The sequence below is a fragment of the Roseovarius spongiae genome (assembly GCF_003651245.1).
GTDB lineage: Bacteria > Pseudomonadota > Alphaproteobacteria > Rhodobacterales > Rhodobacteraceae > Roseovarius > Roseovarius spongiae.
On the sequence record NZ_RAPE01000006.1, the window covers coordinates 103327 to 129392 of the forward strand.

At 66.5% G+C, this 26066-nt stretch carries 24 protein-coding genes; 14 read left to right on the forward strand and 10 right to left on the reverse strand.

Going from position 1 to position 26066, the window contains the following annotated elements; all coding sequences use genetic code 11:
* Window positions 1-91 precede the first annotated feature (91 nt).
* The 3 genes from D6850_RS16955 to D6850_RS16965 form a co-directional block, all read right to left on the reverse strand.
* Complete coding sequence (locus D6850_RS16955; protein WP_121168801.1) at window positions 92-2422, reverse strand: glycoside hydrolase family 65 protein; 2331 nt, start codon at window positions 2420-2422, stop codon at window positions 92-94.
* A complete protein-coding gene (locus tag D6850_RS16960) occupies window positions 2419-3387 on the reverse strand; it encodes a ribokinase (RefSeq protein ID WP_121168802.1) in 969 nt (322 codons plus the stop codon). Before D6850_RS16960 ends, D6850_RS16955 begins: the two co-directional genes overlap by 4 nt.
* A 418-nt stretch (window positions 3388-3805) precedes the next feature.
* Window positions 3806-4432: a BON domain-containing protein gene (locus tag D6850_RS16965; RefSeq protein ID WP_121168803.1), complete on the reverse strand. Its 627-nt coding sequence runs from the start codon at window positions 4430-4432 to the stop codon at window positions 3806-3808.
* 599 nt (window positions 4433-5031) lie between these two features.
* On the opposite strand from D6850_RS16965, the gene D6850_RS16970 reads away from it, so the two are divergent.
* From D6850_RS16970 to D6850_RS19565, 4 genes are read left to right on the forward strand one after another with little or no spacing between them, the layout of a single operon-like run.
* Window positions 5032-8160, forward strand: coding sequence for a formate dehydrogenase subunit alpha (locus tag D6850_RS16970; RefSeq protein WP_245964229.1), 3129 nt, complete (start codon window positions 5032-5034; stop codon window positions 8158-8160).
* 9 nt (window positions 8161-8169) lie between these two features.
* Window positions 8170-8766 (forward strand): formate dehydrogenase FDH3 subunit beta, encoded by a 597-nt coding sequence (fdh3B, locus tag D6850_RS16975; RefSeq protein ID WP_121168804.1) that lies wholly within the window; start codon window positions 8170-8172, stop codon window positions 8764-8766.
* Entirely contained in the window at window positions 8763-10010 is a 1248-nt protein-coding gene (locus D6850_RS16980) for a formate dehydrogenase subunit gamma (RefSeq protein WP_121168805.1), read from the forward strand. The genes fdh3B and D6850_RS16980 overlap by 4 nt, the downstream gene beginning before the upstream one ends.
* 1 nt (window position 10011) lies before the next feature.
* Window positions 10012-10164 carry a hypothetical protein gene (locus D6850_RS19565; protein ID WP_166434105.1) on the forward strand — a complete coding sequence of 51 codons (153 nt, stop codon included), beginning with the start codon at window positions 10012-10014 and terminating at the stop codon, window positions 10162-10164.
* Between the two features lie 268 nt (window positions 10165-10432).
* On the opposite strand, the gene D6850_RS16985 is transcribed toward D6850_RS19565, so the two are convergent.
* From D6850_RS16985 to D6850_RS17005, 5 genes are all read right to left on the reverse strand, one after another.
* Window positions 10433-10939 carry a superoxide dismutase family protein gene (locus D6850_RS16985; RefSeq protein WP_121168888.1) on the reverse strand — a complete coding sequence of 169 codons (507 nt, stop codon included), beginning with the start codon at window positions 10937-10939 and terminating at the stop codon, window positions 10433-10435.
* A gap of 105 nt (window positions 10940-11044) precedes the next feature.
* The gene (locus D6850_RS16990) at window positions 11045-11515 is read right to left on the reverse strand and encodes a DUF6505 family protein (RefSeq protein ID WP_121168806.1); all 471 of its coding nucleotides are present in this window, start codon (window positions 11513-11515) and stop codon (window positions 11045-11047) included.
* Window positions 11512-12609, reverse strand: coding sequence for an Mrp/NBP35 family ATP-binding protein (locus D6850_RS16995; protein WP_121168807.1), 1098 nt, complete (start codon window positions 12607-12609; stop codon window positions 11512-11514). Before D6850_RS16995 ends, D6850_RS16990 begins: the two co-directional genes overlap by 4 nt.
* Window positions 12602-12814: a DUF6494 family protein gene (locus tag D6850_RS17000; RefSeq protein WP_121168808.1), complete on the reverse strand. Its 213-nt coding sequence runs from the start codon at window positions 12812-12814 to the stop codon at window positions 12602-12604. The genes D6850_RS16995 and D6850_RS17000 overlap by 8 nt, the downstream gene beginning before the upstream one ends.
* The gene (locus D6850_RS17005; RefSeq protein ID WP_121168809.1) at window positions 12811-14841 is read right to left on the reverse strand and encodes a 4Fe-4S binding protein; all 2031 of its coding nucleotides are present in this window, start codon (window positions 14839-14841) and stop codon (window positions 12811-12813) included. Before D6850_RS17005 ends, D6850_RS17000 begins: the two co-directional genes overlap by 4 nt.
* Before the next feature lie 103 nt (window positions 14842-14944).
* Here D6850_RS17005 and D6850_RS17010 point away from each other — a divergent pair, with 103 nt between their 5' ends.
* The 8 genes from D6850_RS17010 (at window position 14945) to D6850_RS17045 (ending at window position 21848) form a co-directional block, all read left to right on the forward strand.
* The gene (locus D6850_RS17010) at window positions 14945-15493 is read left to right on the forward strand and encodes a DUF3306 domain-containing protein (protein WP_121168810.1); all 549 of its coding nucleotides are present in this window, start codon (window positions 14945-14947) and stop codon (window positions 15491-15493) included.
* Window positions 15490-16113, forward strand: coding sequence for a TorD/DmsD family molecular chaperone (locus D6850_RS17015; protein WP_121168811.1), 624 nt, complete (start codon window positions 15490-15492; stop codon window positions 16111-16113). Before D6850_RS17010 ends, D6850_RS17015 begins: the two co-directional genes overlap by 4 nt.
* A gap of 42 nt (window positions 16114-16155) precedes the next feature.
* The gene (locus tag D6850_RS17020) at window positions 16156-17064 is read left to right on the forward strand and encodes a cation diffusion facilitator family transporter (protein WP_121168812.1); all 909 of its coding nucleotides are present in this window, start codon (window positions 16156-16158) and stop codon (window positions 17062-17064) included.
* Window positions 17065-17388: 324 nt separating this feature from the next.
* Window positions 17389-18123 (forward strand): cytochrome c oxidase subunit II, encoded by a 735-nt coding sequence (gene coxB / locus D6850_RS17025; protein WP_166434106.1) that lies wholly within the window; start codon window positions 17389-17391, stop codon window positions 18121-18123.
* Window positions 18124-18128: 5 nt separating this feature from the next.
* The gene (locus tag D6850_RS17030) at window positions 18129-20084 is read left to right on the forward strand and encodes a cytochrome c oxidase subunit I (protein WP_121168814.1); all 1956 of its coding nucleotides are present in this window, start codon (window positions 18129-18131) and stop codon (window positions 20082-20084) included.
* A complete protein-coding gene (locus D6850_RS17035; protein ID WP_121168815.1) occupies window positions 20077-20706 on the forward strand; it encodes a cytochrome c oxidase subunit 3 in 630 nt (209 codons plus the stop codon). Before D6850_RS17030 ends, D6850_RS17035 begins: the two co-directional genes overlap by 8 nt.
* Before the next feature lie 15 nt (window positions 20707-20721).
* On the forward strand, window positions 20722-21174 hold the full coding sequence (locus tag D6850_RS17040; protein ID WP_121168816.1) for a hypothetical protein: 453 nt from the start codon (window positions 20722-20724) through the stop codon (window positions 21172-21174).
* 23 nt (window positions 21175-21197) lie between these two features.
* Window positions 21198-21848, forward strand: coding sequence for a cytochrome c oxidase assembly protein (locus tag D6850_RS17045; protein ID WP_121168817.1), 651 nt, complete (start codon window positions 21198-21200; stop codon window positions 21846-21848).
* On the opposite strand, the gene D6850_RS17050 is transcribed toward D6850_RS17045, so the two are convergent.
* Together D6850_RS17050 and D6850_RS17055 are read right to left on the reverse strand one after the other, a co-directional pair.
* Window positions 21845-23095, reverse strand: coding sequence for a c-type cytochrome (locus D6850_RS17050; RefSeq protein WP_166434107.1), 1251 nt, complete (start codon window positions 23093-23095; stop codon window positions 21845-21847). The genes D6850_RS17045 and D6850_RS17050 overlap by 4 nt on opposite strands.
* Window positions 23092-23472 (reverse strand): c-type cytochrome, encoded by a 381-nt coding sequence (locus D6850_RS17055; RefSeq protein WP_206019310.1) that lies wholly within the window; start codon window positions 23470-23472, stop codon window positions 23092-23094. The genes D6850_RS17050 and D6850_RS17055 overlap by 4 nt, the downstream gene beginning before the upstream one ends.
* Window positions 23473-23617: 145 nt before the next feature.
* Here D6850_RS17055 and D6850_RS17060 point away from each other — a divergent pair, with 145 nt between their 5' ends.
* Window positions 23618-24637, forward strand: coding sequence for an AI-2E family transporter (locus D6850_RS17060; RefSeq protein WP_121168819.1), 1020 nt, complete (start codon window positions 23618-23620; stop codon window positions 24635-24637).
* Window positions 24638-24847: 210 nt separating this feature from the next.
* Complete coding sequence (locus D6850_RS17065; protein WP_121168820.1) at window positions 24848-25996, forward strand: C4-dicarboxylate TRAP transporter substrate-binding protein; 1149 nt, start codon at window positions 24848-24850, stop codon at window positions 25994-25996.
* The last annotated feature ends 70 nt before the right edge of the window (window positions 25997-26066 follow it).

Below are 26066 nucleotides of genomic sequence, written 5' to 3' on the forward strand. Positions count from 1 at the left end.
GGCGCGGCGGCTGCAATTTTTTGTCTCGGTCGTCTGGGGCGCGGACGGATCGCCGGGCGGTTGTTGCCGACAGGCTCGGACCAGGTGCCAGTCAGTTCTCCGCGCCAAGGCTTTCGCCCGGCTTCAAGGTGCATTCGCCGCCCGGATGGGTGATCGCGAGCGGCCTCAGGTTGGAGGCATGCGACGTGAGTGTGACCCTCCCCTCCCTGCCTTCGGCGGTGAACGTCAGTCCGCGCAGCTCAAACCGGATCCGCATCGGGCAGAGCCCGTCCGGAAGCGAGGGCGCGAAGCGCAGGCCGTCAACCACCGGATAAATCCCGAAATATCGCCGCTGAAGCACGTCGAGCGTCCCGCCCATCGCCCCGAGGTGGACGCCCTCGGCCACACTTTGCGGTTTCTTGCTGGCGAGATCGGTGGTGAGCGCCTCGCGGAACAGGTCGAGCGATGCGTCGCGATCCACCTCGGCCAGCGCGCCGGCATAAACCACGCGTGACAGGCTCGACCGGTGGGTCGTGCGGTCGAAATAGTAGTGGCACGTCCGCTTCAGCGCATCGCCGTCGAAACTGTAACCGAGCCGCGCGATGAGCGCGCAGATCTCTTCGCGGCGGAACAGGTGGAACAGCGTCAGCGTATCCGCCTGCTTGGTGATCTGATAGGCGTTCGCGCTCTGCCCGCTGGCCTCGAGCGCCCAGTCGAGCCGCTGGCCCTCGTAGCGCGGCGGCAGCGTGTCGGAGCGGAACGGTTCCAGCCGCTCGAACCCCTCGAACTGGCTGAGGATGCCATCGCCGTGGAACGCCAGCCGGACCCGGCGGCTGATCCTGTCCCATAACGCCAGTTCGTCGTCGCCGAGACGCAGTTTTTCCCGCAGCGCCGCGGCCGCCGTGGCCGGCACGTGGTCCAGCACCTCGAGCGCGCGGCACAGGGTCCAGACCGCGGTGAGGTTCGTATAGGCGTTGTTTTCAAGGCCGGGCGATCTCGCGCCGGGATAGCGGTCATGGAACTCGTCCGGCCCGATCACGCCACGGATGTCATAGCGGCCGTCCTCCGCGCTCCGCTCCGCCTTGCTGGCCCAGAACCGCGCCACCTCGAGGATGACCTCGGCGCCGTGGCTGGCGAGAAACTCGGTGTCGCCGGTCATCAGGTAGTAATGCCAGAAATTGTAGACGACGGCCGATCCGATATGCCGCGCGCGCTGCGTGTGGTCCCGCATCCAGTGGTGCGACAGCATGTTCCACTGCCAGCGCGGCGTTACCTCGTCCCCCCGGCTCGCGCTGCGCCAGGGATACATCGCGCCGCGATGGCCGCTTGCGCGCGCCGCCTCGCGCGCGGCCGTCAGGCGCCGCCAGCGATAGAGCAGCTTGGACCGGGCGAGATCCGGAAAACGCGCCAGGAGGAACGGAAAGACAAAGATTTCATCCCAGAAGATGTGACCGCGATAGCCCTCGCCGTGCCAGCCGCGCGCGGGGATGCCGCTGTCGAGCGCGCCGGACAGGGGCGAGACCGACTGGAGCAGGTGAAACGCATGAAAGCGAAGCGGCCGCGCGATATCCGGATCGTCGGCCTCGATCCCGACACCGTCCCAGAGCGTGCGCCAGGCGGCGCGATGCTCCCTCTCGAGCGTTGCGAAATCCGGGGCGCTGCGCAACCGGGCGGGTTCGGCCGCGCCGGCCGTGACCTCGATCCGCTTGCAGAGGTCGATCGCCACGCCACTTTCGGCGTCGCGACACAGGCGATGCTCGACGCTCCAACCGTTGGCGTCGCCATGCGCCCCAGCGAGCGATTGCGCCACGACGACCTTCGTTCCGGTCCCCAAGAGGCGGGTGTGCACGTAGCCCGCATCGCCTTCGACGAAGGCGTCTGGCGGGGCGAGGTGGCGGGCGGGATAGGGTTCGTATCGCGCGACATTCCGGTTCTCGACGCCACCGTCGATCATGGCGCGGAACTCTACCCGCCCGGACCAGCCCAGCGGCACGAGCCGGACACGCAGACCCGCCAAACCGCAGCGGGCCATGCTGACGAACTGGTGCACGCTCAGCCGCAGGCGCCGGCCTTCCCACCGGCAGGTGAGCTCCCTTCGGGCGACGCCGTCGTGCATGTCCAGCTCGTGCCGGTAGTCGATGATTTCGGCCGCATCCAGCGTGAACCACGCGCCATCCCCGATCCGGAAGGTCAGGGGCAGCGGGTTCGGCAGGTTGGCGAGCGACTCCACCTCGACGGTCTCGCCATTGATCCGGGCGCGGAAACGCGCGTATGCGCCGGCAAGGTAGGTTCCGGGATAGTGGTGTGCGCCCGCTCGGGACCAAGGCGCGGCATTGCGCAGCACGACGACGCCGTTGCCGAGCGCGAAGAGCACTTCGCGCTGCTGTTCCGCTTGCGGATCATAGGTGTCAAAGCCGATCTTCCAAGGTGCGTCGTCGGTCATTTCCCTAATGTCGAGGTGGTGATGGTGGCGCTTTTCCTCTCGATGTCATGGCGGTCCGGATATGCCGGCTGAGACCCATAGCCCGTCACGGCATGATTTGCGGCGGCGGTCGCGAACACCGCGGCCGCGACCATGCCCTGCCCTTCGCAGAGCGCGACGGCCATGGCGCCGGCAAACGCGTCTCCCGCGCCGGTGGTGTCGACCGGGTCGACCTGGCCGGTGGCGACGTGACAGACCTCCGCGCTCTCCGCGACGACGCAGCCGCCGTCGGGCAGCTTGACGCAAGCGACGCCGCAGCCGCGATCGACAAGGGCGCTGGCGGCGCGCGCCGCCGAACAGGGGCCGTCGACCTCGATACCTGTCAACGTCTCGACCTCGGATGTGTTCGGCGCCGCCACGTCCACGAGCGACAGAAGCGCGTCCGAGACCCGGTCGGCCGGCGACGGATCGAGCAGGACGCGAAGGCCGCAGCGGCGCGCGGACCGCGCCGCAGCCTCGGTGACGAAGCCGGGAACCTCGCTGTCGATCACGAGGACACTGCCGGCGGGGGCAGCGGCGATGACCCGGTCCAGCTGGGCCGGGTCTTCTTCGTCCCATGCGTCGTTCGCATTCGGCGCCAGAACGATCCCCTTCTTGCCGTCGGGCGGCACGGTGATGACGGAAACGGCTGTTTCCGCGTCAGGCGCGCGCGCAACATGCCGCAGATCAACGCCCGCCTCGCGCAGCGGCGCGAGCGCCTGCTCGGCCAGATCATCATCCCCGATCCGCCCCAGCAGCACCGCGTCGCGGCCGAGCCGCCGGGCGAGATAGGCGACATTCGCCGCCTTGCCGCCGCCAAGACGCTGGAAATCACGGGCGATGAGCGTCTCGCTCACTTCCGGGCGCCGGTCGATCCGCATCTGGAAATCGGCGTTGATGCTGCCCAGCGACAGCACGAGCGGCCGATCTTCGTCGGCCGCGTTCATGAGATCACCGGCAGGATTTGGCCCCGACCGCGTTGGGACCTCAACCCTTCCACTTCACGGTCACTTGGGACGCTTGTCCCACCATCGCCCTCCGCCGCCATGAGCGTTCGGTCTTGATGCTGGAAATTGCATTTCGCGCGCATGGTTTGCCCCTCCGTTGCGGGGCCAACCGCATGACCTGCCACGATGTTCCGCGATGAGACCGCTTATCGACCAAGGGATCACGATGACCGCGGCGCGCTGTCGACGGAATTGGAGCCAATCCCTTTCGAGGCCGCCAGCCCGCGAGGGGCGGCGGCTGGCGGCGTTGCTTCGCACTGGGTTACTGGCCGAAAGACGCAGCCCGACCGTAGCTGCGCGGTTCATGCGCCGGGGTTCGGATGCCGTCCGGCGCCTGAACCCCCGGCGCATGAAATCGTCAGGACGTCGCGCGCTCGGACGTCCCGGCCGTGCGGGCGACGCGCAGGTTGTTCTGCACGTGCTCGACACCGGTGACGGAATCCGCGCAATCCTCGGCCCGGCGCTTGGCCCATTTTGAATCGACCTCCCCGGACAGCGTGACCTCGCGATCCGTAACCGAAATCTCGATATCCGAGGGGTCAAGCTGGCGATCGTCCGTCAACCGGTCCGACACGTCTTCCTGGATCCTCTGGTCCGAGCGCCGGTAATTCCTGGGGCCGCGCCCGCGTTGTGACGGACCGCTCAAATCGTCATCATAATGGCGCGCTCCCAGAAGGCCGCTCCGACCTTCGTAGCCTTGGTAACCGCCCCCCTGAAAGCCCTCGGGCCGGCCTTCGTAGGGCCGCGCGCGGCTGCCTGCATAGCCTGCGTTCGCCCGGTCTCTCCAGACGCGGTCTTGCTCGGCGAAATCGTAGCGCCGCCTGTCATCGCGATCATCTTCCCAGTCGCGCTGCTGGGCGCGATATCCGCGGTAGTCGGCTGGCCTGTAACGCCACGGTCCGCCGCGGTCGTAAACGGGTTCCTCATGGCGTTCAGCCGGATCACCGTATCCTGTGGCGCCGCGCCAGTCGCCGCCCTCGTCCATTTGCCAGTCCTGTTCCAAAGGATACCCGCCCTGATCGTCCCGCCGGCGCCCCCGGCGCGGATCGTTTCGCTCCGGACCCACGCGGGACCCGTTGTCATATGGATCTCGATTGGCCATCTGTCGTCACCTCCATTGTCGAGAGCATCTCACGCGCAACGCAATCGACGAACGGCTGTTCCTATGGCCGAGGATGACTGTACGGTGGCATACCGATGCGGGGGCGAAAACCCGCCCTGGAAGCGCGATCGACGTAAACGAAGGTCAGGAGGCCGACCCGCCGGTTCACTTTCGCAAATTCTTCAGGAACCGACGCAAGCGGAGTGCGTTTGGGTCATGCTGGACACGCTTCCGGGAGTGGGGGTTACGGCATGTCGAAACATCCTGATCAGACGCGAAGAAGCCTGATGACGGGCGCGCCGCTCCTTGGAGCGGGCGCTCTTTTGTTGACCGAAGCCGAGCCGGCCGAAGCGGCCGAACCGGTCCACGCGGACGACCCGCTCAATCCGACATTCCAAGAGACAGAGCACGTAAGAACCTTCTACCGGCTGGCCCGGGACTGAGAAGACGGGGCCGAGAAGGGAACGACGAGGGAGAGAGACATGTTGAAACGCGTCGGAAGCCACACTCATTCCTCTTCCCTCACGGCGCCGGGACTGACGCGCCGCAGCTTTCTACGCAACAGCGGGCTTGCGGGCTTTACGCTCAGCGCCGCCGGCTGGAGCGCGCCGCGCGTGCAGGCGGCCACCGCGACTGTCAATGACCCGAGCATCAAACTGCGCAAGACGATCTGCCCGTTCTGTTCGGTCGGCTGCTCGATCTGGGCGGAGGTCAAGGACGGCGTGTGGATCGGGCAGGAGCCGGTCTTCGAGAGCCCGATCAACCAGGGCACGCATTGCGCCAAGGGAGCCGCCGCGCGCGAGACCGCTGTCGGTGAGCGGCGCCTGAAATATCCGATGAAGAAGGAAGGCGGCGCCTGGAAGCGAATCTCCTGGGAGCAGGCGATTTCGGAAATCTCGGCGGAGATGCTGCGCATCCGCGAGGAATCCGGCCCCGAAAGCGTCGCCTGGATGGGCTCGGCCAAGTTCTCGAACGAGCAGGCCTATCTCTTTCGCAAGTTCGCCGCCTTCTGGGGTACGAACAACGTCGACCACCAGGCGCGCATCTGCCATTCCACCACCGTCGCCGGCGTGGCCAATACCTTTGGCTACGGCGCAATGACGAATTCCTACAACGACATACGCAATTCCAAGTCGATCATCATCATCGGCGGCAACCCGGCCGAGGCGCATCCCGTTTCGATGCTGCATGTGCTCAACGGCAAGGAGAACGGCGCGCCGCTGATCGTCGTCGATCCGCGCTTCACGCGCACCGCGGCCCATGCCGACGAGTACGTGCGCATCCGCCCCGGCGCCGATGTCGGCTTCCTCTGGGGGCTGGCGCGCGTCATTCTGAAGAATGGCTGGGAGGAGCGCGACTATCTGAAAAGCCGCGCGTTCGGGCTGGAGGACGCGCAAGAGGAGATCGAGAAATGGACGCCCGAGGAGGTCGAGCGCGTCAGCGGCATCCCGGCGGAACAGACCGAGCGCGTCGCGCGCATCCTGGCCGAGAACCGGCCCGGCACGCTGATCTGGTGCATGGGTCTGACGCAATCGAGCGTCGGCAACAACAAGACGCGCGCGGCGTCGGTTCTGCAGCTTATCCTCGGCAATATCGGCAAGTCCGGCGGCGGCGCCAACATCTTTCGCGGCCATGACAACGTGCAGGGCGCGACCGATCTGGGCGTCTCTTGCGATACGCTGCCCGCCTATTACGGCCTGACCGAAAGCGCATGGCGCCACTGGGGCCGCGTCTGGGATGTGGAGTATGACTGGCTGGTGTCGCGCTTTGGCTCGAAGGAGTTGATGGAGAAACCGGGCGTGCCGGTCAGCCGCTGGGCCGACGGATTCCTCGAGAACGCCGAGGATTTCGACCAACCGGCGCCGCTTCGGGCGATCACCTTCTGGGGCCATGCGACCAACAGCCAGACGCGCGGGCCGGACCGCAAGCGCGCGCTGGAGGATGCCGACCTCGTGGTGGTGATCGACCCCTACCCCACCCAAACGGCGGTGGAGACCGAGCGCGAGGACGGGCTCTACATCCTGCCGGCGGGCACGACGCTTGAGATGGCCGGGTCGGTCACGAACTCCAACCGTTCGCTGCAATGGCGCGAAAAGGTGCAGGAACCCGCGTTCGAGGCTCGCACGGATTACGAAATCGTGCGGATGCTCGCCGAAGCCTTCGGCTTCAAGGATCAGCTGTTCAAGCATATCGCCATCGAGGACGGGGTGCCGCGCGCCGAGGACATCCTGCGCGAGATCAACCGCGGCGCCTGGACCATCGGCTACACGGGCCAGAGCCCCGAACGCCTGAAGCGGCATATGGAGCATCAGGACAAGTTCGATTCCATCACGCTTTTGGGCAAGTCGGCGCCGGTAAAGGGCGAATATTACGGTCTTCCCTGGCCAAGCTGGGGCCGCCCGGAACTGGGCCACCCCGGCACGCCGCTGCTCTATGATACGTCAAAGCCCGTGGCCGAGGGCGGGTTGCCGTTCCGCGCCCGCTGGGGAGTGAGCCACGAGGGGCGCAACCTGCTGGCCGAAGACAGCTATCCCAAAGGGTCCGAGATCGAGGACGGCTACCCGGAGGTGACGCTCGGCATGCTCGACGCGCTCGGCTGGGCGGGCGAACTGACGGCGCGCGAACGGCTCATCATCGTCGCCATCGCCGCGGACCGCTTCCACTGGGAGATGTTCGAGATATCCGAAGACGACGCGGGATCGGCAATGGACGCGCTGGAGCGCGAGTCGGAGCGCGACAACAGCATCCCGACCGGCGAGGCGAACGGAGATCCGGTGGACGAAGCCTGGCTCAACTCGCACGAAGACGGCTCTGAGATCGCGGGTTCGGATGCGCAGGATCGGTTCCCCGATTATCCCGAGCGCGCGCTGACCGCGATCGAGGCCTATCTGGCGCACAATCCGCAGGACAAGGCGTCCGACGACCTGTCGCTGACGGACAAGCTGCGCCGCGTGAACTGGAAAACCGACCTCTCCGGCGGCATCCAGCGGGTGGCCATCGCGCATGGCCTCGCTCCTTACGGCAACGGCAAGGCGCGGGCGATGGTCTGGAATTTCCCCGACCCGGTGCCGCTGCATCGCGAGCCGCTCTATACCCCGCGCCGCGACCTGCTGCCCGAGTATCAGACGTTCCAGGACCGCAAGGTCTGGCGGCTGCCCTCGCTCTACCGCTCGATCCAGGAGATCGATCATGCCGCCGAATTCCCGCTGGCGCTGACCTCGGGCCGTCTTGTGGAATTCGAGGGCGGCGGGGACGAGACCCGCTCGAACAAGTGGCTGGCCGAATTTCAGCAGCAGATGTTCGCCGAGATCAATCCCGACGATGCCGGGCGCGCCGGCATCGACCACGGCAGTTTCTGCTGGGTCCACACGCCCGAGGGGGCGGTGCGGGTCCAGGCGCTGGTCACGCCGCGCGTCGGGCCGGGGACGGTCTTCATGCCGTTCCATTTCGCCGGCATGTGGATGGGGGAGGACATCGCGCACCGCTACCCCGAGGGCGCCGCGCCCTTCGTCACCGGCGAGGCGTCGAACACGGTGCAGACCTACGGCTATGACCCGGTGACGCAGATGCAGGAAACCAAGGCGACGCTTTGCCGGGTCGAGCCGGCGTAAGGAGGAGACATGGCACGACTGAAATTCCTGTGCGACAGCGACCGCTGCATCGAATGCAACGCCTGCGCGACCGTCTGCAAGAACGAACACGAGGTGCCCTGGGGCATGGTGCGCCGCCGCGTCGTGACGCTCAACGACGGTGAGGCGGACGAGAAATCCATCGCCATATCCTGCATGCATTGCACCGATGCGCCCTGCGTCGCCGTCTGCCCGGTCTCGACGCTCTACCAGACCGACCTTGGCATCGTGTTGCATGACAAGGACACCTGCATCGGCTGCGGTTATTGCTATTACGCCTGCCCGTTCGGGGCGCCGCAATTCCCGCGCGCCACCCTGTTCGGATCGCGCGGCACGATGGACAAATGCACCTATTGCGCCGGCGGTCCCGAAGAGAACGGCAGCGAGGTCGAGTTCGAGAAGTACGGACGCAACCGCATCGCCGAGGGCAAGCTGCCGCTCTGCGCCGAGGTCTGCTCGACCCGCGCGCTATTGGCCGGAGATGGCGAAACCATCGGTGAAATCTACCGCGAGCGCGTGGTGAAACGCGGATACGGCTCGGGCGCGTGGGGCTGGTCGACCGCATATTATCCGGAGGAAAGGCCATGAACAGCGAAGTCCGCGTCCACGGCCGGGATTTCACGGCCTACCGTATCGGCGGCGCCATCGCGGCGGTCCTGCTGGCGATCCTGCTGGGCTGGCAGATATGGGAGATCTTCGACGGCGACAACCGCACCGTGCCCGAGGTGCGATGGGGCGTGGCCGCCCTTGATGGCGAGGCGACTGCCGGCGATCAGAGCGGTCTTCTGGCGCACGAGGTGCTGCGCGCCCGCACAAGACTTCAGGACGAACGGTACCGCTCCGGCCCGGCCCCGGCCTCGGACGCGCCGGATTTCGCGACCGGCGCGGCCCAATGGCTGACTAACGCCCCGATGGAACGCGGCGCCGGGCGTGATCTGACGCGTGGATGGGCAAGGCCCGGCTCGGACACGCTGGAATTGCTGCGCGGCTCCGAGCGGGTGGCGGGCATATCATCGCTGCCCTATGTCGGCGCGGAGGTGTTCGAGCGGCCGTTCGGGCGTGACTGGCGCCTCGGCATCGCGGATTTCGCCACCCATCTGGGGGCGCTGGCGATCCTCGGCTTCAGCCTGCTGCTGGCCCTGGTGCTTGCGCTCCGCGGTCGCGTGCCGATCGCCAAGGGCCGCAGCGGGCGCACGGTGAAACGTTTCGGTTTCCTGGAGCGGGCCAATCACTGGATGACGGCGCTCAGCTTCATCGGGCTGGCGCTGACGGGCCTCGTCATCGCCTATGGCGATACGGTGATCCGCCCCTTCAGCGAGCCGCTGCTGGGCGATCTGGGGTGGCTGGCGACCTGGGGCCATGTGCTGTTCTTTCCGCCCTTTGCGCTTGGCATCCTGTTCATGATCCTGCGCTGGACCTGGGGCAATCTGCCGGGGCGCTACGACGCCAGATGGCTGGCGCGCGGCGGCGGGTTCTTCTCGGACAGTCCCGACAACCCGCCGGCGCGCAAGTTCAACGCCGGCCAGAAGCTGATCTTCTGGTCGGCGGCACTGGGCGGCGTCATCATGGTGGTGAGCGGCGTGACGCTGATGTTCCCATTCTACTGGCTGGACATCGAAGGCATGAGCTGGGCCATGCTGACGCACGCCGTGATCGCCGTGCTGCTGATCGCTATCTTCATCGGTCACATCTATATCGGCACCGTCGGGATGCAGGGCGCCATCGAGGCCATGTGGGGCGGCCGAGTGGATCGCAACTGGGCCGAGGAGCATCACGAACTGTGGCTGGCCGAGATCGAAGGCCGGACGCCGACACAGGAAAGGAGCGGCTGAGATGGGTGCGTTTCTGACAGGCCTCGCTGCGGCGGCGCTGCTTTTCGCGGTGACGTGGATCACGCTTGATACCTATACCGTCACCACAATCGAGCGGTATGACCAGCCATCGGTGAACATTCACGGCGAGGACCGTGGCGAAAGCTGGGAATGAGCCATGAGAATCCGCGCGGGGCCGGTGGCGGGTAACACCGCGCGAGGCTGCGCAGTAGGCAAAAGCCAAGGGCCGGCGGGCCGTGCGCTGACCTCCCGTCAGCACGATCAGGCGAAGGCCATGGCGCATCGGCTGTCAAAATGATGGGATCATCGGGTGGCGAAGCGGCGGGAATCGCGCCGCATCTCGCGGTTCGCGCTCATCGCGAGATACGGCTTGCGAAGATAAACGGCGAGGAGCCAGGGATTGGCCCGCCGGCGTGCCGATTCTACTCCGTCCGCTCCGTGAACTCCCCGCAGGCGATCCGGTCGCCGGCGTCGCCGGAGGGCTGGCTTTCGTAATCATCGACGCCCTTGTGCATGATGAACGCGGCGCCGTCCTCGTCAAGAAGGTGATCGCTCACGTTCAGGAACGGCAAGAAGTACTCGACCTCTCCGACGCCATTGGATTTCACCGTCAGGTTCGGCATGTCGCCGGGGTGCAGCCCGCCTTCGACCATGACGCCATGCTTGCGGTCACCTGCCACATGGCCGCCGGCGGACTTGAAATCGTTGGCGGAACAGTCGCCGGTTTCGTGCAGGTGAACCCCATGCACACCTTCGGGAAGATCGTTGAGCGTCAGCGTCGCCAGCGCAACGCCCGAGGGCGTATCGCGAACCAGCACTGCGCCCAGGCGGTTGCCGTCGCGGTCCTGGACATCGGCGGTAGCCTCGGCGGCGTGAAGCGCCGGAGCCGCGAGACTGGCGACAAGGGCAGTCGTGATAAGGGTTTTCATGTCATCCTCCATCGGTTCGGAGCGGCACGAGCGCCGGTCCTTCGATAAAACAGCCGCCCTGTGGGGGATGTTCCGGCCAGTCCGCGGTCGGTCGCTTTCCGTACGTTAAGAGCCGTGGCTCGCGATAGCCGACAGCGGGGCATCGGATGGTTGGATCACGCGCACCCTTTCGCGCACGCCGATCTCTTCCAGCGCACGCTCGACCACGAGGATCGTGTTCGCCTCCTGCCCGTCGCAAAGGTCGCGCATCTGCGCCAGTTCCTCTTCGGCGACACTTCGGGCCGCCGCCTCGTCCGGGGCGTCGTAGCGGGTGAGGAAATGTTGCGTCAGCCGCCCGGTCAGCGCCGTCAACTCGCCCTCCGTCACCGGCGTCACGGCGACGAGCGTGGCGCGGCCGAAGCTCTCCAGCCCCAGCCAGCCGTTCGCGAAGGCCTGCGCGCGCGGTCCTTGCAAATCGTCCTCGCGCCATTGGGTGAACTCGAAGGCGCCCGAGATCGCCCACTCACCCGGCTCGGCGGCGGGCGCCATCACCCGCGGATCGCTTTCGTCGAGCCGTATCACGCGGGCGAGGTTCATGCGCGCTGCCCCGTCAGTTCGCGGGCAAGCGCGCGAAACGCGGCGGCCGGCGGGCTGTCCGGGCGGCTCGCGACGATCGGCGCGCCGCCGTCCGCCGCGCGCCGGACGGTGGCGTCGAGCGGGATTTCCCCCAGGAACGGCACATCCAGACGCCCGGCCTCGGCCCGCGCGCCGCCCTCTCCGAACGGATGATGCACCTTGCCGCAATCCGTGCAGACGAAACAGGCCATGTTCTCCACGATTCCCAGCAGCGGAACCTCCATGCGTCGGAACATGTCCACCCCCTTGCGCGCGTCGATCAGCGCGATGTCCTGCGGCGTCGAAACGATGAGCGCGCCATCCACGCGAACCGTCTGGCAGAGCGTCATCTGCACGTCGCCGGTGCCCGGCGGCAGATCGACGATAAGCTGGTCGAGCGTGCCCCACTGCACCTGCCCCAGCATCTGGCGCAAGGCAGTCATCAGCATCGGCCCGCGCCACGCCAGCGCCTGGTCCTCGCCCACCATCAGCCCGACGGACATCAGCGTCACGCCATGATTGCGAAGCGGCAGGATGATGTGACCATCGGGGCTGGCCGGGCGGCCGCCGACGCCCAGCATGCGCGGCTGGCTGGGACCGTAAACGTCGGCGTCGAGAAGGCCGATCCGCTGGCCTTCGGCGGCCAGCGCGACCGCCAGGTTGGCGGCCACGGTCGATTTGCCGACGCCGCCCTTGCCCGAGGCTACGGCGACGATCCGGCCGATCCCGTCCATCGGCGCCGGCCCCGCGGGCGGCTGCGCCTTCGCCGGGCGCAGGTCGGGCGGGGCCGGCGCCGCGGACTGGGGGCGCGCCTTGCCGGCGGGCGTATGCGCCGTGAGGACCACCGACGCGGCGTCGATCCCGTCCAGCGCCCCGACCGCGCGCTCGGCGGCGGCGCGCAGGGGCTCCAACGCGGAGCCGCGCGCCGGATCGACCTCAAGCACGATCGAGGCGGAGCCGTCCGCCACCGAAACGCCGCGCAGATAGCCCGACGCGACGATATCGCGCCCGCTGGAGGGATCCGTGACACTGGCCAGCGCCGCGCGGATGGCGCCCTCGTCGGGGGTATCAGGCATCGTCGGGCAGGCTGATGTCGCCGTCGATCCGGTGTGAAAGGTCGAGCCCCTCGATCGTCAGCGTCACCTCGGCGCGCAGCGGGCCATCGGGCAGCGTTCCGGCCGCGCGGGCGTCGCGCACGGCCTCCTCGATCTGCTGCTGGGACGTGACGCCCACGAGCTTGAGGAACTTGCGCATCGACATGTTGAAACTGTCTTCGGTCATCGGCTTTTTCCTTTCCTGCGGTGATCAGCGGGCGCGAGCCCGTTGGCGTAATCCTGCGAGGTGCGCGCGGGCGGCCGTTCCGGCGTTCCGGCCAGTACGCGCCCCTCGCCGCCGAATTGCGCGCGCACCCGGCAATCCTCGCACATGCGGATCAGGTCGGCGCGGCCGCTGTCCTCCTCGAACATCCAGTGCTTGCCCTCCAGGCTCTTCGCGATCCGCTCGATGGTGGAGCGTACGCCGAAGGGCGTGCCGCATGCGATGCAGTTGAACGGCTCTTCCTCGTGCAGCACCCGGTGGGACAACGCCCCCGGCGCCGGATCGAGTTTCGGCGCCAGCGTGATCGCATCCTCGGGGCAGATATTGGCGCAGATGCCGCATTGCAGGCAAGCGGATTCCTGGAACCGGAGCTGCGGCTTGTCCGGGTTGTCGGCCAGCGCGCCCGAGGGGCAGAGCGACACGCAGGCAAGGCAGAGCGTGCAGGCGTCGCTGTCCAGCACCACGGCGCCATAGGGCGCGCCGTCAGGCAGCGGGATCTCGGGCGCGTGCGCCTCGGCGTCGTCATCTGCGAGCGCACGCGCGACAAGCCGCACGACCTCGCGCCGGCCGCCCATCGCCAGGACGGGTTCGCAGGCGGGCGCGTCGTCGCAGCGATCCTCGCGCAGGCATCGCGGCAGCGCGTCGGGGTCTTCCACCTCGATCAGCGACAGGCGCTCCGGATCGGCCCCTGCCCCGGCCAGGATCGCCTGCGCCAGCGCCAACTCCGCTTGCGGCGTCGACACTTCGTCGCGCGGCCCGCAAAGCAGCAGCGCGGACGAAAAACCACTTCCCACGGCGGCCAACATCTCGGCGTGGCCGACGCCCTCGATCGACGGGACGGCGACCGGGATCACATCCGGCGGCAGACCGTCGCCGAAGCGCGCCGCGAGGCGGATCAACTCAGCCCCGTATTCATCATGAAAAAGCGCACGCGGCGCCCCGCCGCCCGCCGCGCGATAGGCCGAGGCCAGCGTGCGCAACCGCGAGAACAGGAAACCGACGGGCGGGTCGTCACGGGTGGCCGCGCCTGACGGGCAGACCGCCGCGCAGGCGCCGCAGCCGGCGCAGATATCGGGGTCGATCGCCACGGTATCGCCCGCAGGCAGGATCGCGCCGGTCGGGCAGACCGAAAGGCACCGCTCACACCCCGGCTGCCCCGCGCGGGAATGAGCGCAAAGATCGGGATCGAACCGGATATGCAGCGGCTTCTCGAAACGGCCGCGCAAATCGGCCGCGGCGGCGACCGCCCGCTCCAACACACCGGGGCGGCGCGGGTCGGCGCGCAGATAACCGTCACGCTTCTCCGGCGCCGGGAACAGCGGCGCATCGCGTCGCAAGTCGAGGATGATGTCACAGGCCGATTCCGCGCCGTCCACTGGCGCCGCGAAACCGGCCGCTCCGCGCCCCGCCGGATCGGCCGGCGCGTAGCCGTCCACGGTGACGCGAAACCCCCCGAGCGCCCCGGTCGCCTGCCGCACACGTCCCGCCGCAAGGTCGAACGCGCCGTCGGGCGGCGCGTCACGCGGGGCCGGGTCCATCAGGCAGGTCACCGCCAGCTCCCCTGCCAGGCGGCGCGCGGCATCGAGAGCCGCCGCATCGCTCCCGAGGATCAGACACACGCCTTCGGAGACGATCTCGCGCAGCGGAATGTCGGGGCCATCAAGCATCGCCTCGGCCAGCAACGCCGCCTGCTTGGCGTGGGCAGAGCGTCCGTCGCTCCAGCCGGCGCGGTCGCGAATGTCGGTGGTGCGCAACTCACCCGACCCGCCCAGTTCGTCCGAAAGTTCCTCGAATTGCCGCGCCTGTTGCCCGCAGGCGATCAGCGTTACGCCATCACCGGCCAATGCCTGCCGCGCAACGTCCAGTTCGGCAGTGCAGAGCGCACTGCATTGACGCACCTCTCCCGCGCCCGTGGCGGCCTGCGCGGTTTTTGCATCGATGCTCATGCTGCCAGCGCAACTGCACAGCAACAGACGATCGGGCTTGGTCATGTGCGGGCCTATGTAAACAAGTGGCTCTGTGTGGAACGTCCGGGACGCGAATGCGTTCCAAGTTCGAGACGGGTTGGTTCAGATTTTACCCAAGGTGGGGCAGATGCCGGAGAATGACAGTGAATCACGCCTGAACCGCTGGTCGCGCCGCAAACGCGAGAGGGCGCGCCAGAGCGGCGATACGCCGGCAATGGGCGTTCGGGCCGAAAACGATGAACCGGAGGAGTCCGAGGCGGAGACCCTGAACCGGCTCGGGTTGCCGGATCCCGCGGCGCTGTCCGCGGGGGACGATTTCAGCGGCTTCCTGCGCGCGGACGTTCCCCCATCGCTACGCCGCCGGGCGCTGCGCACGCTCTGGCGGGTGAACCCGGCGCTGGCGCGGCTCGACGGGCTGGTCGATTATGACGACGATTATACCGACGCCGCGACGGTGCCCGAGACCCTGCGGACCGCCTGGGAGATCGGGAACGGGTTCGCAGCCCGTGTTCGCGCGCCGGCGCGTGAACGCGAAGCCGAGCCCGCGGCGCCCGTCCTCGAGGCGCAGGAAGTCGCCGGGCCGGTCGACCTGGCCACGCAGGAGCCGCCGATTGACCATCCTCGACCCACCCCGCGCCGCATGCGGTTCGCCCTACCCGAGGACGGCGGGCGATGATGGATACCGCCCCTCGGCCCGCCATCGCCGCCGAAGAGGAAGGCCGCGCCGCGCTCTACGAGCTTCTCGCGTCGCTTCTGTCCGCCCCGCCCGATTCTCCGGCGCTGAGGACCCTGGCAGCCATGACAGGCGGATCGGCGCAGCTCGGACACGCGCTGGCCGAACTTGCCGGCGCCGCGGCGCAGACCGATGCGCGGACTGTCGAGCGGGAATACAATACGCTTTTCATCGGCCTCGGACGCGGCGAGATCCTGCCCTTCGCCAGTGTCTACCGCGACGGGCATCTCAACGGACAATCGCTGTCACGGTTGCGCGGCGACATGAACGCGTTGGGGATTGAACGCGCGCCGGGTCAGGGCGAACCCGAGGATCACGCCGCGACGCTTTTCGCCATCATGGCCGGGCTGGTTCGCGGACAGTTCGCCGCCGGGCGCGAACCTGAGACGCAGCGCCGTTTCTTCGACCGGCACATCATCCCTTGGACCGCGCAGTTTCTGACGGATCTCGAGGCCGCCGGCGCCGGCGGTTTCTACGGGCCCGTGGCGCGGCTTGGCCAGGTTTTCCTGCAAGTTGAGGGCGAAGCGTTTCGCCTGACGGCGGATGATCGCGGGGCGCGCTGATCGAAGCGCCCAAAGCGCGGCGGTGAACAGGAGTAAAAGCCGGTGCCGCACGACCATGGCGATATCGATCCCGAATCCGGCGACAAGCGCGTCGCCGTCGCCATCTGGGCCAATGGTCTGCTGACCGTCGCGCAGATCGTGGGTGGCATCCTGTCGGGCAGTCTCGCGCTGATCGCGGATGCGATCCACAACTTCTCGGACATGGCGTCGCTGGTGATCGCCTTCGGCGCGCGCAAGATCGCCCGGCGCCCGGCCGATGCGAAGATGACCTTCGGCTATGGCCGAGCCGAGATCGTGGCGGCGCTTATCAACTACACGTCGCTGATCCTGATCGGCTCTTATCTGGCGTATGAAGGCGTGATGCGCTGGATCGACCCGCCCGAGGTGGCCGGCTGGGCGGTCGTGATCCTCGGCTGCGTCGCCTTGGCCGTCGATGCGCTGACCGCCGGGTTGACCTGGTCGATGCAGAAGCGCAGCGTGAACATCCGCGCGTTGTTCCTGCACAACCTGTCGGACGCCCTCGCCTCGGTCGCGGTCATCGTCGGCGGCGCGCTGATCCTGCTCTACGATCTTCGCTGGGTCGATCCGGCGATCACCATCGGGATCGCGATCTACATTCTCTGGCTCGCCTTTGCCGAGATCGGCGGGCCGATCCGCACGCTGATGCTGGGCAGCCCGCCGGACATCGACACCGACGCCGTGATCGCCGCGGTCGAAGAGGTGGGCGGCGTGAGCGAAGTGCACCACGCGCATTTCTGGCAGATGGGCGAACACGCCGCCGCCCTCGACACACATGTCGTGGTCTCGAAGGAGCAGTGGAGCAATATCGAAGACATCAAGGACGCCATCAAGGCGCGCCTCGAGGATGAGTTCGGCATCTCCCACTCAACGCTGGAATTCGAAAGATCGGACCGCAAGCACGAGGACGCACAGCGCTACGGGCACGGATAAGACGCAGGCGCGGGTGCGAGAGCGGTCGGGAGCGAGAAGGACACCGTCAATCGCCAAAGGCTCTCGGGCAATGGGAACGCGCGGAACCAATCGTTGTTCGCGCAGGTTGATTAAGCAAGAAAGAGGACGCGGCCGGGGATGTTTCGCTTCAACTTCAGATTCAGGTTCTCCTCACGGACCGCTTTTCGGGCGATTTGGCCGTGGGCTTCCCGGCACAGGACAACCCGGCCCTTAGACCTGCCGCCCGCCGCGACAAATCTTTCGCGCTGCACTGTCGTCCTATTCGCTTTGGCCGCACCGTTTGCCGCGCGGGCACAGGCGGACATGCAGGCCACGACGGGCGGCCATGGCCCTCTGAACTACCTTGAAAGCTTCGGTGCCCCGGCGCATGAGATCCGGCCGATCCTGCTGGCTCTCGGCTGGCTTTCGGTTGCGGTGGTCGTCATCATCACCGCGCTTGTCCTGATCGCCGTGCTGCGGCGCGGCAGGCGCGTCGAGGACATGAACACCGATACCGGCTCGGTCGTGGCGGGACGGGACACCGGGGCATTGCGCTGGATCTACGCCGGCGTAGCCGCCACCGTCGCGATCCTGCTGGTCTTCGTCTTCTGGACGGTGACCACTATGGCCGCGATCCAGACGCCCCGCGCCGCGCCGGCCGCAACCGTCGAGGTGACAGGCCATCAATTTTGGTGGCAGGTGGCCTACAAGGACGCCGACGGCGCGACGCTCTTCGAGACAGCCAACGAGATCCGCGTGCCGGTCGGCAAACCTGTCCGCTTCGTGCTGCGCTCGGCCGATGTCATCCATTCCTTCTGGGTGCCGCTGCTGGGCGGCAAGACCGACATGATACCGGGGCAGGAAAACGTCGCCTGGCTGCGCGCCGACGCCGCCGGGGTTTATCGCGGCCAGTGCGTTGAATATTGCGGGCTCCAGCACGCGAAGATGGCCTTCGAGCTCCGGGCCGTTCCGCCGCAGGACTTCGACGCCTGGCTCAAGCAGCGGGCAGAAGCGGCACCGTCCGGACCCGCCGAGCCATCCAACAACGAGACGAGGTAGCGGTCGTGCCCGAATTGCCCGCCAGATATACCCGGGAACCCGCAATCGAGCCGGTCACACCGGACCTGCGCGAGCGGCTGGACCGGATATGGGAGGGCGGATCGGGCCTGCGCGGCTGGTTCGGCACCGTCGATCACAAGATCCTCGGCATTCGCTACATCATCACCGCGTTCGTCTTCCTGCTCCTTGGCGGCATCGAGGCGCTGGCGATGCGGGTTCAGCTTGCCGGTCCCGACCAGACGTTCCTGACGCCCGAGCAGTATAACGAACTGTTCTCGATGCACGGGATCACGATGATCTTCCTCTATGCGCTGCCGATCCTTTCGGGATTCTCGATCTTTCTGTTTCCGCTGCTGATCGGCGCCCGCGACATGGCGTTTCCGCGGCTCAACGCCTTTTCCTGGTGGGTATTCCTGTTTTCGGGGCTGTTCATCTATGCCAGCTTTTTCGCCGGGGCGGTCCCGAACGCGGGCTGGTTCAACTATCCGCCCTATGCGCTAAAGCAGTTCAACCCCGGCATGAACATGGATTTCTACGCCTTGGGCATGATCCTGCTGGGGATCTCGACGACGACGGGCTCGATCAACTTCGTCATCACCTTCCTGCGGCTGCGCGCGCCGGGGATGTCGTTCAACCGCACGCCGGTCATCCTTTGGGGCACCACCACCATTTCGGTCGGCAACCTGCTGGCGGTCCCGGCGGTCAGCCTCGCCTTTTTCCTGTTATGGCTCGACCGGCAGTACGGAACGCATTTCTACGGGGTCGAGGACGGCGGCAAGCCGCTGTTATGGCAACATCTTTTCTGGCTTTTCGCACACCCTTGGGTCTATATCATCGTCCTGCCGGCGATGGGGATGGTGTCGGACATCCTGCCGGTCTTCTGCCGCCGACCACTGGTGGGCTACAGCCTTGTCGTGCTTGCGACGGTGGCGACGATGATACTGGGCTTCGGCGTCTGGGTGCATCACATGTTCGCCACCGGCATCCCGTTCCTGTCGCTTTCCTATTTCAGCGGCGCGTCCTTCATCATAACGATCCCCAGCGCGGTTTCCGTCTTTGCCTGGGTCGCGACGATCTGGTGGGGCCGTCCGGTGATCAAGACGGCGTTCCTCTATGCGTCCTCGTTCATCGTCATGTTCGTGATCGCGGGGGTCTCGGGCGTGATGACGGCCAGCGTGCCGGCGGATCTGCAACTGCACGACACCTATTTCGTGCTGGCGCATCTGCATTACACCATCGTCGGCATCAACCTGTTCGGCGTTCTTGCCGGGCTTTACTTCTGGTTTCCCAAGATGACCGGGCGGATGTTGGACGAGCGCCTTGGCCGGATCGCCTTCTGGTGCGTGTTCCTCGGCTTCAACCTGGCGTTTCTGCCGATGCACTGGACCGGGCTGATGGGCATGCCGCGGCGCATCTATACCTACCCAGACGCCGCCGGCTGGGGCTGGCTGAACATGCTCACCACCGTCGGCAGTTTCGTCATGGCGGCGGGTATCCTGCTGGTTTTGATCAACGTCGCGCAGGGCCGCTGGTTCGGCAGGCGGGCCGCCCCCAACCCCTGGGACGCGCCGACGCTGGAATGGGCGGTGTCCTCGCCGCCGCCGGCCTACAACTTCGCGGTGCAGCCGGTGGTCGCCGGCCGGCATCCGCTGTGGGAGGGCCGCCTCGGCGGGGAAGCCACCGGGCGCTCCTCGCTCGATCACGGTCCCGTTCTGGACAGAGGCAAGGAACAGCTCGTGACCAGCATGCTCGACGGCGAACCGTTGCTGGTATCGAAGGTGGCCGAGGATTCGCTCTGGCCGTTCTTCGCCACGCTGGCCATGACCGGTTTCTTCGCGGCGCTCCTTTACCACTGGACATGGACGGCCGCGGCGCTCGGGATCGTCACGCTGCTTTGCGGTCTTTTCTGGAACTGGCCGCGCGCAAGCCTCGGACAGGTCAGGGAGGTCCGCGATGACTGAGACGACCCATCGGATTCCCGACACGCAGGCCGATCTGTCTTTCGGCCGGCTTACCCTTGGCAGCACCGATGCGCGCGGCAACGGCTGGTTCGGCATGGCGGCGCTGGTCACGACCGAGGCGTGCCTCTTCGCCTATCTGCTGTTCAGTTATTACTACATGGCGCTGCATTATGGACGCGACTGGCTGCCGCCCGAATTGCCGGGGTTCAAGTTCTCCATCCCGATGACGGCGCTGCTGTTTACAAGCAGCGTTGTCGTCTGGATCGGCGAGCGCGGCATCAAGCAGGGGCGCAGCGCCGTTTGCGCGATCGCGCTTGCCGGGGGCGCGCTGCTCGGTATCGCTTTCGTGGCGCTCGAGGCGACCGAATGGGCCGACAAGGATTTCACGATTTCGACGGATTCCTATTCGTCGCTCTACTTCACGGTCACCGGGTTTCACATGGCGCATGTCGTGGGCGGCGTCATCATGTTGCTCGCCGTTGCGCTCTGGACGGCATTGGGCAAGTTCGACGCCCACCGCCGCGATCCGGTCAGCATCGCCGCCTTCTATTGGCATTTCGTCGACGTGGTCTGGGTCGCCGTGTTCACGACGATCTACGTCACGCCCCACCTCTTCAACTGAAGCGGAGGTCGCAGCATGGCCGAAGAAGAGACACGAACCGAGACAGACATCGGCCACCCCGCGCCGGGACGTCACAAGGTAGGCGACTGGCTGCTGGTCTTCTCGTTCCTGCTGGCGCCTACCGTCTGGGCGCTCCAACTCGCCGCGATCGCATCGCTTTCCGGCCTGGCCTGTCTTGCGCCCGGGGGGGAGGCGACGGGTCTGACGTCGCTCACCTGGGCCGGGCCCGCGATCCGATGGATCAACGTCGCGGCGCTTGTGCTGGGAATTGCCGGAACCGTCCTCACGATGGTCAACATGCGCCGCTCGCACCAGGCTGCCGACCCTCCGGAGGGCGGCGCGATCAGCGCCGGTGAGGGGCGTGTCCACTGGATGGCGTTCGGCGGGCTGTTCGTGGCGTTGGTCAGCGTGGTTGCGATCATCGCCAATTCCATCCCGATTTTCTGGGGCGGCATGTGTCCGGTCTGAACGCGCGATCCCGCCATCCTCCGATGGCGTCCTCATGGCCGAACCGCCTGCGGCGATTCTGGCCTGCTGCGGCCGCCGCCTGCCTTCTCCTGGCGCTCTGGCTGGGGCCCTTGCCGCGCATCGCTTCGGTCTCATTCACCACGCACATGGTGCTGCATCTCGCGCTTGTCCTGGGGGCGGCGCCGCTGGCGGGGCTGGCGTTTGCGCGAACCGGCGCGCTGCGGAACCTGCGCTTCGGGATCGGCGCGGCGCTGGGGTTCTCGGGGGTCGAGATGCTGGTGGTCTGGTCCTGGCATACGCCCGCGCTGCATCTAGCGGCGGCTCTCGACGGGCGCGCCTTCGCGTTGCAGCAACTCAGCTTTCTCGTGACGGGCATGCTGGTCTGGCTGCCGGGCCTTGCCGACCGCACCCGGCGCGGCGCGGCCGCCGGCGCGCTCGCCATGCTCGGCAGTTTCATTCACATGACGATGCTTGGCGTCCTGCTGGCGCTGGCGCCCGGGCAGATTTATGCGTCGGGGATCTGCGGCGGCGCTTTCGGACTGGACGCCCTGAGCGATCAGCGTCTTGGCGGAATCATCATGGCGCTTGGCGGTGGCCTCGGCTACCTGGCGGCGGCGCTGTATTTTGCGGCCCGGCTGCTTGGCTCCGGCTCCGATCCGCGGGCGGCTCCCTAATACGGCGGCGCTGCGGCGGCATCGCCGGACCGTGCCTGCTCCACCGCGCCCGCCTGGGCGTCATAGGGACGCGAGGAATACCACGCGGCGAGCGCCTTGATCTGGCGGTCGGTCAACCCTTGGGCGGAGACATGCATCACTTCGGCGAAATCGGTGCCGCCCGCGGGGCCGTCACGGTAAAGCCGCAGCCACGCCTCGATGAACCGGCTGTCCTGCCCGGCAATACGCGGATACTCCGCGCGAGGCCGCACCGCGCCGCTGCCCTCATGGCACGCGCCGCAAGGGGGAACGAAGCGGTCCGGATCGCCCTCTGCGGCAATGCGCTGCCCCAGCGCCACCAGGGCGCCATCCGGCACGTCCGCCGCCGCCCTGGCCGGAGCTTGCGCTTCGCTCGCAACCGCGCGGGACGGCAAATCGGCATAGTGCGCGGCAAGCCTTTCAACCTCGTCCCCCGACAGCGGCGCGGCGATCGGCTGCATGATCCCGCTCGCCCGCTTGCCCGAGGCATAGCCGTCAAGCGTCGCGGCCAGGTATTCGTGCGTCTGACCGGCAAGCTTCGGGGCCGTCCCGTCACGGCCCATACCGTCACGCCCGTGACAACGCGCGCAGTCCTGCACGGTCTTGTCCAGCCGGTCATCAAGTCCGCCAAAGCTCATCGCGCCACCGCCCCCAAGGCCCTTTGGCTGCACCTCTCCATAGGCCAGACGCACGTAATCCCGCGGTGCGATGGCGCCATACTCTCGCATGAACGCGACGATCGCCCAAACTTCGTCCTGCCGGTTGTCGCCCGTCCAGCCCGGCATCGCCGTGTAGCGCACGCCGTTCCAGACGATCCAGTACAGTTCCTTGTCGCTGAAATTCGCCACCTCTTCGGATGCCAGCGATGGCGGCGCCGGCTCCATCAGCCGCACCAGCGGATTGCGCTCGCGCCCCGGCGCGCCGTGGCAGGCGGCGCATCCGGTCTCGTAATAGCCCGCGCCAAGCCGGACGAGTGCGGGATTGGACAGATCGACGTAATCCGGTTTCTCGACCCAATAGGACCAGTTCCGCGCCCATTGCTTCATGTAGGTATGCAGGACCCACGCGACGCCCGGATAAGGGCCGATCCGCGCCGCGATATTGAGCGGAGCGGCTAAATAGACGAGGACGACGCCAAGGATCGCCATCGCCGCAATCACCCCAAGCGGCAGACGCAGCAGCCGGAAAACAGCGCGGTTGCGCCGTGGCTTGTCTTCGGAAGCCTTCATTTGAGCGTCACCAGGTAGTCCACGATCGCGTCCGTTTCCGCCACCGGCAACATCCCGAAGGACGGCATCCGCGCGCCGGGTTTCACCATTTGCGTATGCCGGATCCATTTCGAAAGGTTCTCCGACGTCATCGGCATGATGTTCGCGCCGATGGTGGCGCGCGACGCGAGATGGGTCAGGTCGGGCCCGATCTCACCCTGCGCGTCGGTTCCGGCAATCCGGTGGCAGGCTCCGCAACCCGTCGAGAGAAAGAGCTGCCGACCAGCCGATGCGCTGCTCTTCGTCTTCGTTTCCTGGCCGACCGCACCGCTCGCGCAGAGCGAGGAAATCGCGATCAGGAACAGAGCTGACACGCACAGGTGCGGGGATCTTGCCATGCCTTTCCACCATCCGTTCAGCCTGATGCCTGGCGGCAATCGATTCCGAAACGCTGCAGCCGCGGCCAGGGTTCCCGCGGCGCGGCAATCGGCGAGAATTGGAACCCACGTCCCAGACGCGGGTTGCCCTGCGGGAGACGTTCGATTGGAAAGACCTGCCTTCACAACCGCGCTTGCGATCCTGCTGGTCATCGCGGTGGCGCTGCTGACCTGGCAATTCGCCGCGGTCCTGCTGCTGGCTTTCGCCGGCCTGCTGTTGTCTGTGCTGCTGCGGCACCTGGCGCTGACGCTGTCGAATGTCACGTCGCTGCCAGTCGGCTTGTGCCTCGTGGTGGTTTTCGGCGGCATCATCGCGGTCACGGTTCTTCTCGCCATCCTTGCCGGCCCTCGCGTCGCATCGGAACTGATGGAGGTTCTGGAAAGCCTGCCGCGCGCGCTGAGCGACATGCGGTCCTTTATCGGACAGACCGAATGGGGCGAATATCTGCTGAATTTTCTTTCCCGTGAAGAGGGCGGCACGCAATGGAACATCGTCAAGATGCTTGGCGGCACGGCGTCGACCACGGCGGCGCTCTTTGCGAATCTGGTGATCGTGTTCACGGTGGCGATCTTCCTCGCGGTCGATCCCCATCTCTATCGGCGGGGCTTTCTGCATCTGGTGCCCAAGGCGGGGCGCGCCCGCGCGCGCGAGGTGCTGGACACGCTTGGCAGCGGGCTCTGGCGGTGGCTGCTCGGCCAGTCGATCGACATGGTGGCGGTCGCGATCATGACCGGCCTGGGCCTGTGGCTGATCGGCGTGCCGGTGCCGCTCGCGCTCGGGCTGATTGCGGGGCTGACGAACTTCATCCCCTATCTCGGCCCTTTCCTTAGCGGCATTCCGGCGACCCTGATCGCATTTTCCCAAAGCCCGATGGATGCGGTTTACACCGCCGGCCTGTTCCTTCTCATCCAGCAGATCGAGGGCAACCTGCTGATGCCGCTCATTCAGAAGCGGGCCACCTCGCTGCCGCCGGTCCTGACGATTCTCGCGGTGGTCGCACTGGGCGGCCTCTTCGGCCTTCTCGGCGCGCTGCTGGCGACGCCCTTGATGCTGGTCATCATCATCCTGGTGCGGATGCTCTACGTCGAGAACGTGCTGGGTGACAACGTCAAGGAAGGGCCTTAGAACCACGGCCGCCCCAGTTTCGCCGCCTTGATCGGTTCACTCCTGAACTGACCGGAAAACCAGTACCGGCTCAGGCTTCCTGTCCGACTGTTGTCAGACGGCAGTTCAATATCAATACTGATATAAATAAATAAAAATTAGGTATTTGATTTATCAATGCCAATCCTATTCACTTTCAAAGCGACGCCATAAAAACTGGGAGGAAGTGTTATGAACAAGCGATCCGTAGGAACGTTGTCGGCGCTGGCGGCGACTGCAGCGTTCTTCGCGACGTCGGGAATTGCCGCTGCCGATGATGTTGTCGAATTCAACGCGAGCGCATGGTTGCCTGCGACCCATCCATTGTCCAAGCATTCATACGTGGAGTGGCTGCCTCGCCTCGAGGCCGCATCGAACGGGACGCTGAAGCCTACGCTCTTCACCGGGCCGGTGCTGTTGGCGCCGGGCGAGCATCTGAGCGGCATCCGCGACGGGATCGCGCAGATCGGGTATCATGCCGGCACCTACACCCCTTCGGACATACCGGAAGACAACGTGCTCGCGCAGGTCGCCTTCGGGGCTTCGGATCCGTTTCCGGCCGCGTTTGCGATCACCGAGGCGAACATGACCTTGCCGCAACTGCAGCAGCAGTGGAAAGACAACAATATCGCCTATCTCGGCGGCTATGCCACTTCGCCCTATGTGCTTCTGTGTTCCAGCAAGATTGAAACGCTCGCCGACATGAAGGGCAAGAAGGTGCGCGTACCGGGCGCTGCGCAGTCCGATTGGCTGGCCAGTGTCGGCGGCGTGCCCGTCAACGTCCCCTCGAGCGAGATGTACGATGGTCTGGACAAGGGGCAGCTGGATTGTGCGGCCATCTCGGCGATCGACCTGAAGAGCCGCTCGCTCTGGGACGTTGCCGATCACGTCACCCTCGTCAATCTCGGCCTTTACTGGTCGGGCTATTCCCAGGGGGCGAACCGTGATTTCTGGCAGAGCCTGTCGGACGACCAGCGGCAGGCGTTCTTCGACACGCTACCCGAGGCGATGATCGACGAAACCATCCAGTACACGGACGGCGATGCCGAGGCGCTGGCCGAAGCGCCGGATCATGGGGTCACAGTAATCACACCTGCTGACGATCTTACCAAGTCCGTGAACGATTTCGCCGATGTTGTGCGCGGTAACGCCGTGAAACTGGGCAGCGACACATTCGGCTTGGACGATCCGGACAAGCTGATTTCCGGTTTCGAAGCAATCATGGCGAAATGGGAAGACCGGCTCGAAGGGGTCGATCGCGATGACCGGGATGCTCTGGTCGAGATCGCCCGGAAGGAGCTGTTCGGCAAGGTCGACGCATCGACCTACTCGATGGACTGACGCATCCGAGCGGGGGCCGGGAACATGATCTCCATTGCAACTCGGCTATTGCGAGGTCTGAGCGCCGTCG

Coding starts and splice junctions, on each gene's coding strand:
- D6850_RS17005 (WP_121168809.1), bottom strand. CDS start 14,841: ATGACCAAGCCCGATCGTCTGTTGCTGTGCAGTTGCGCTGGCAGCATG.
- D6850_RS17000 (WP_121168808.1), bottom strand. CDS start 12,814: ATGACCGAAGACAGTTTCAACATGTCGATGCGCAAGTTCCTCAAGCTC.
- D6850_RS17040 (WP_121168816.1), top strand. CDS start 20,722: ATGGCCGAAGAAGAGACACGAACCGAGACAGACATCGGCCACCCCGCG.
- D6850_RS16955 (WP_121168801.1), bottom strand. CDS start 2,422: ATGACCGACGACGCACCTTGGAAGATCGGCTTTGACACCTATGATCCG.
- D6850_RS19565 (WP_166434105.1), top strand. CDS start 10,012: ATGGGTGCGTTTCTGACAGGCCTCGCTGCGGCGGCGCTGCTTTTCGCG.
- D6850_RS17015 (WP_121168811.1), top strand. CDS start 15,490: ATGATGGATACCGCCCCTCGGCCCGCCATCGCCGCCGAAGAGGAAGGC.
- coxB (WP_166434106.1), top strand. CDS start 17,389: ATGCAGGCCACGACGGGCGGCCATGGCCCTCTGAACTACCTTGAAAGC.
- D6850_RS17035 (WP_121168815.1), top strand. CDS start 20,077: ATGACTGAGACGACCCATCGGATTCCCGACACGCAGGCCGATCTGTCT.
- D6850_RS16985 (WP_121168888.1), bottom strand. CDS start 10,939: ATGAAAACCCTTATCACGACTGCCCTTGTCGCCAGTCTCGCGGCTCCG.
- D6850_RS17055 (WP_206019310.1), bottom strand. CDS start 23,472: ATGGCAAGATCCCCGCACCTGTGCGTGTCAGCTCTGTTCCTGATCGCG.
- D6850_RS16980 (WP_121168805.1), top strand. CDS start 8,763: ATGAACAGCGAAGTCCGCGTCCACGGCCGGGATTTCACGGCCTACCGT.
- D6850_RS16960 (WP_121168802.1), bottom strand. CDS start 3,387: ATGAACGCGGCCGACGAAGATCGGCCGCTCGTGCTGTCGCTGGGCAGC.
- D6850_RS16990 (WP_121168806.1), bottom strand. CDS start 11,515: ATGAACCTCGCCCGCGTGATACGGCTCGACGAAAGCGATCCGCGGGTG.
- D6850_RS16970 (WP_245964229.1), top strand. CDS start 5,032: ATGTTGAAACGCGTCGGAAGCCACACTCATTCCTCTTCCCTCACGGCG.
- D6850_RS17010 (WP_121168810.1), top strand. CDS start 14,945: ATGCCGGAGAATGACAGTGAATCACGCCTGAACCGCTGGTCGCGCCGC.
- fdh3B (WP_121168804.1), top strand. CDS start 8,170: ATGGCACGACTGAAATTCCTGTGCGACAGCGACCGCTGCATCGAATGC.
- D6850_RS17045 (WP_121168817.1), top strand. CDS start 21,198: ATGGCGTCCTCATGGCCGAACCGCCTGCGGCGATTCTGGCCTGCTGCG.
- D6850_RS16995 (WP_121168807.1), bottom strand. CDS start 12,609: ATGCCTGATACCCCCGACGAGGGCGCCATCCGCGCGGCGCTGGCCAGT.
- D6850_RS17065 (WP_121168820.1), top strand. CDS start 24,848: ATGAACAAGCGATCCGTAGGAACGTTGTCGGCGCTGGCGGCGACTGCA.
- D6850_RS16965 (WP_121168803.1), bottom strand. CDS start 4,432: ATGGACGAGGGCGGCGACTGGCGCGGCGCCACAGGATACGGTGATCCG.
- D6850_RS17050 (WP_166434107.1), bottom strand. CDS start 23,095: ATGAAGGCTTCCGAAGACAAGCCACGGCGCAACCGCGCTGTTTTCCGG.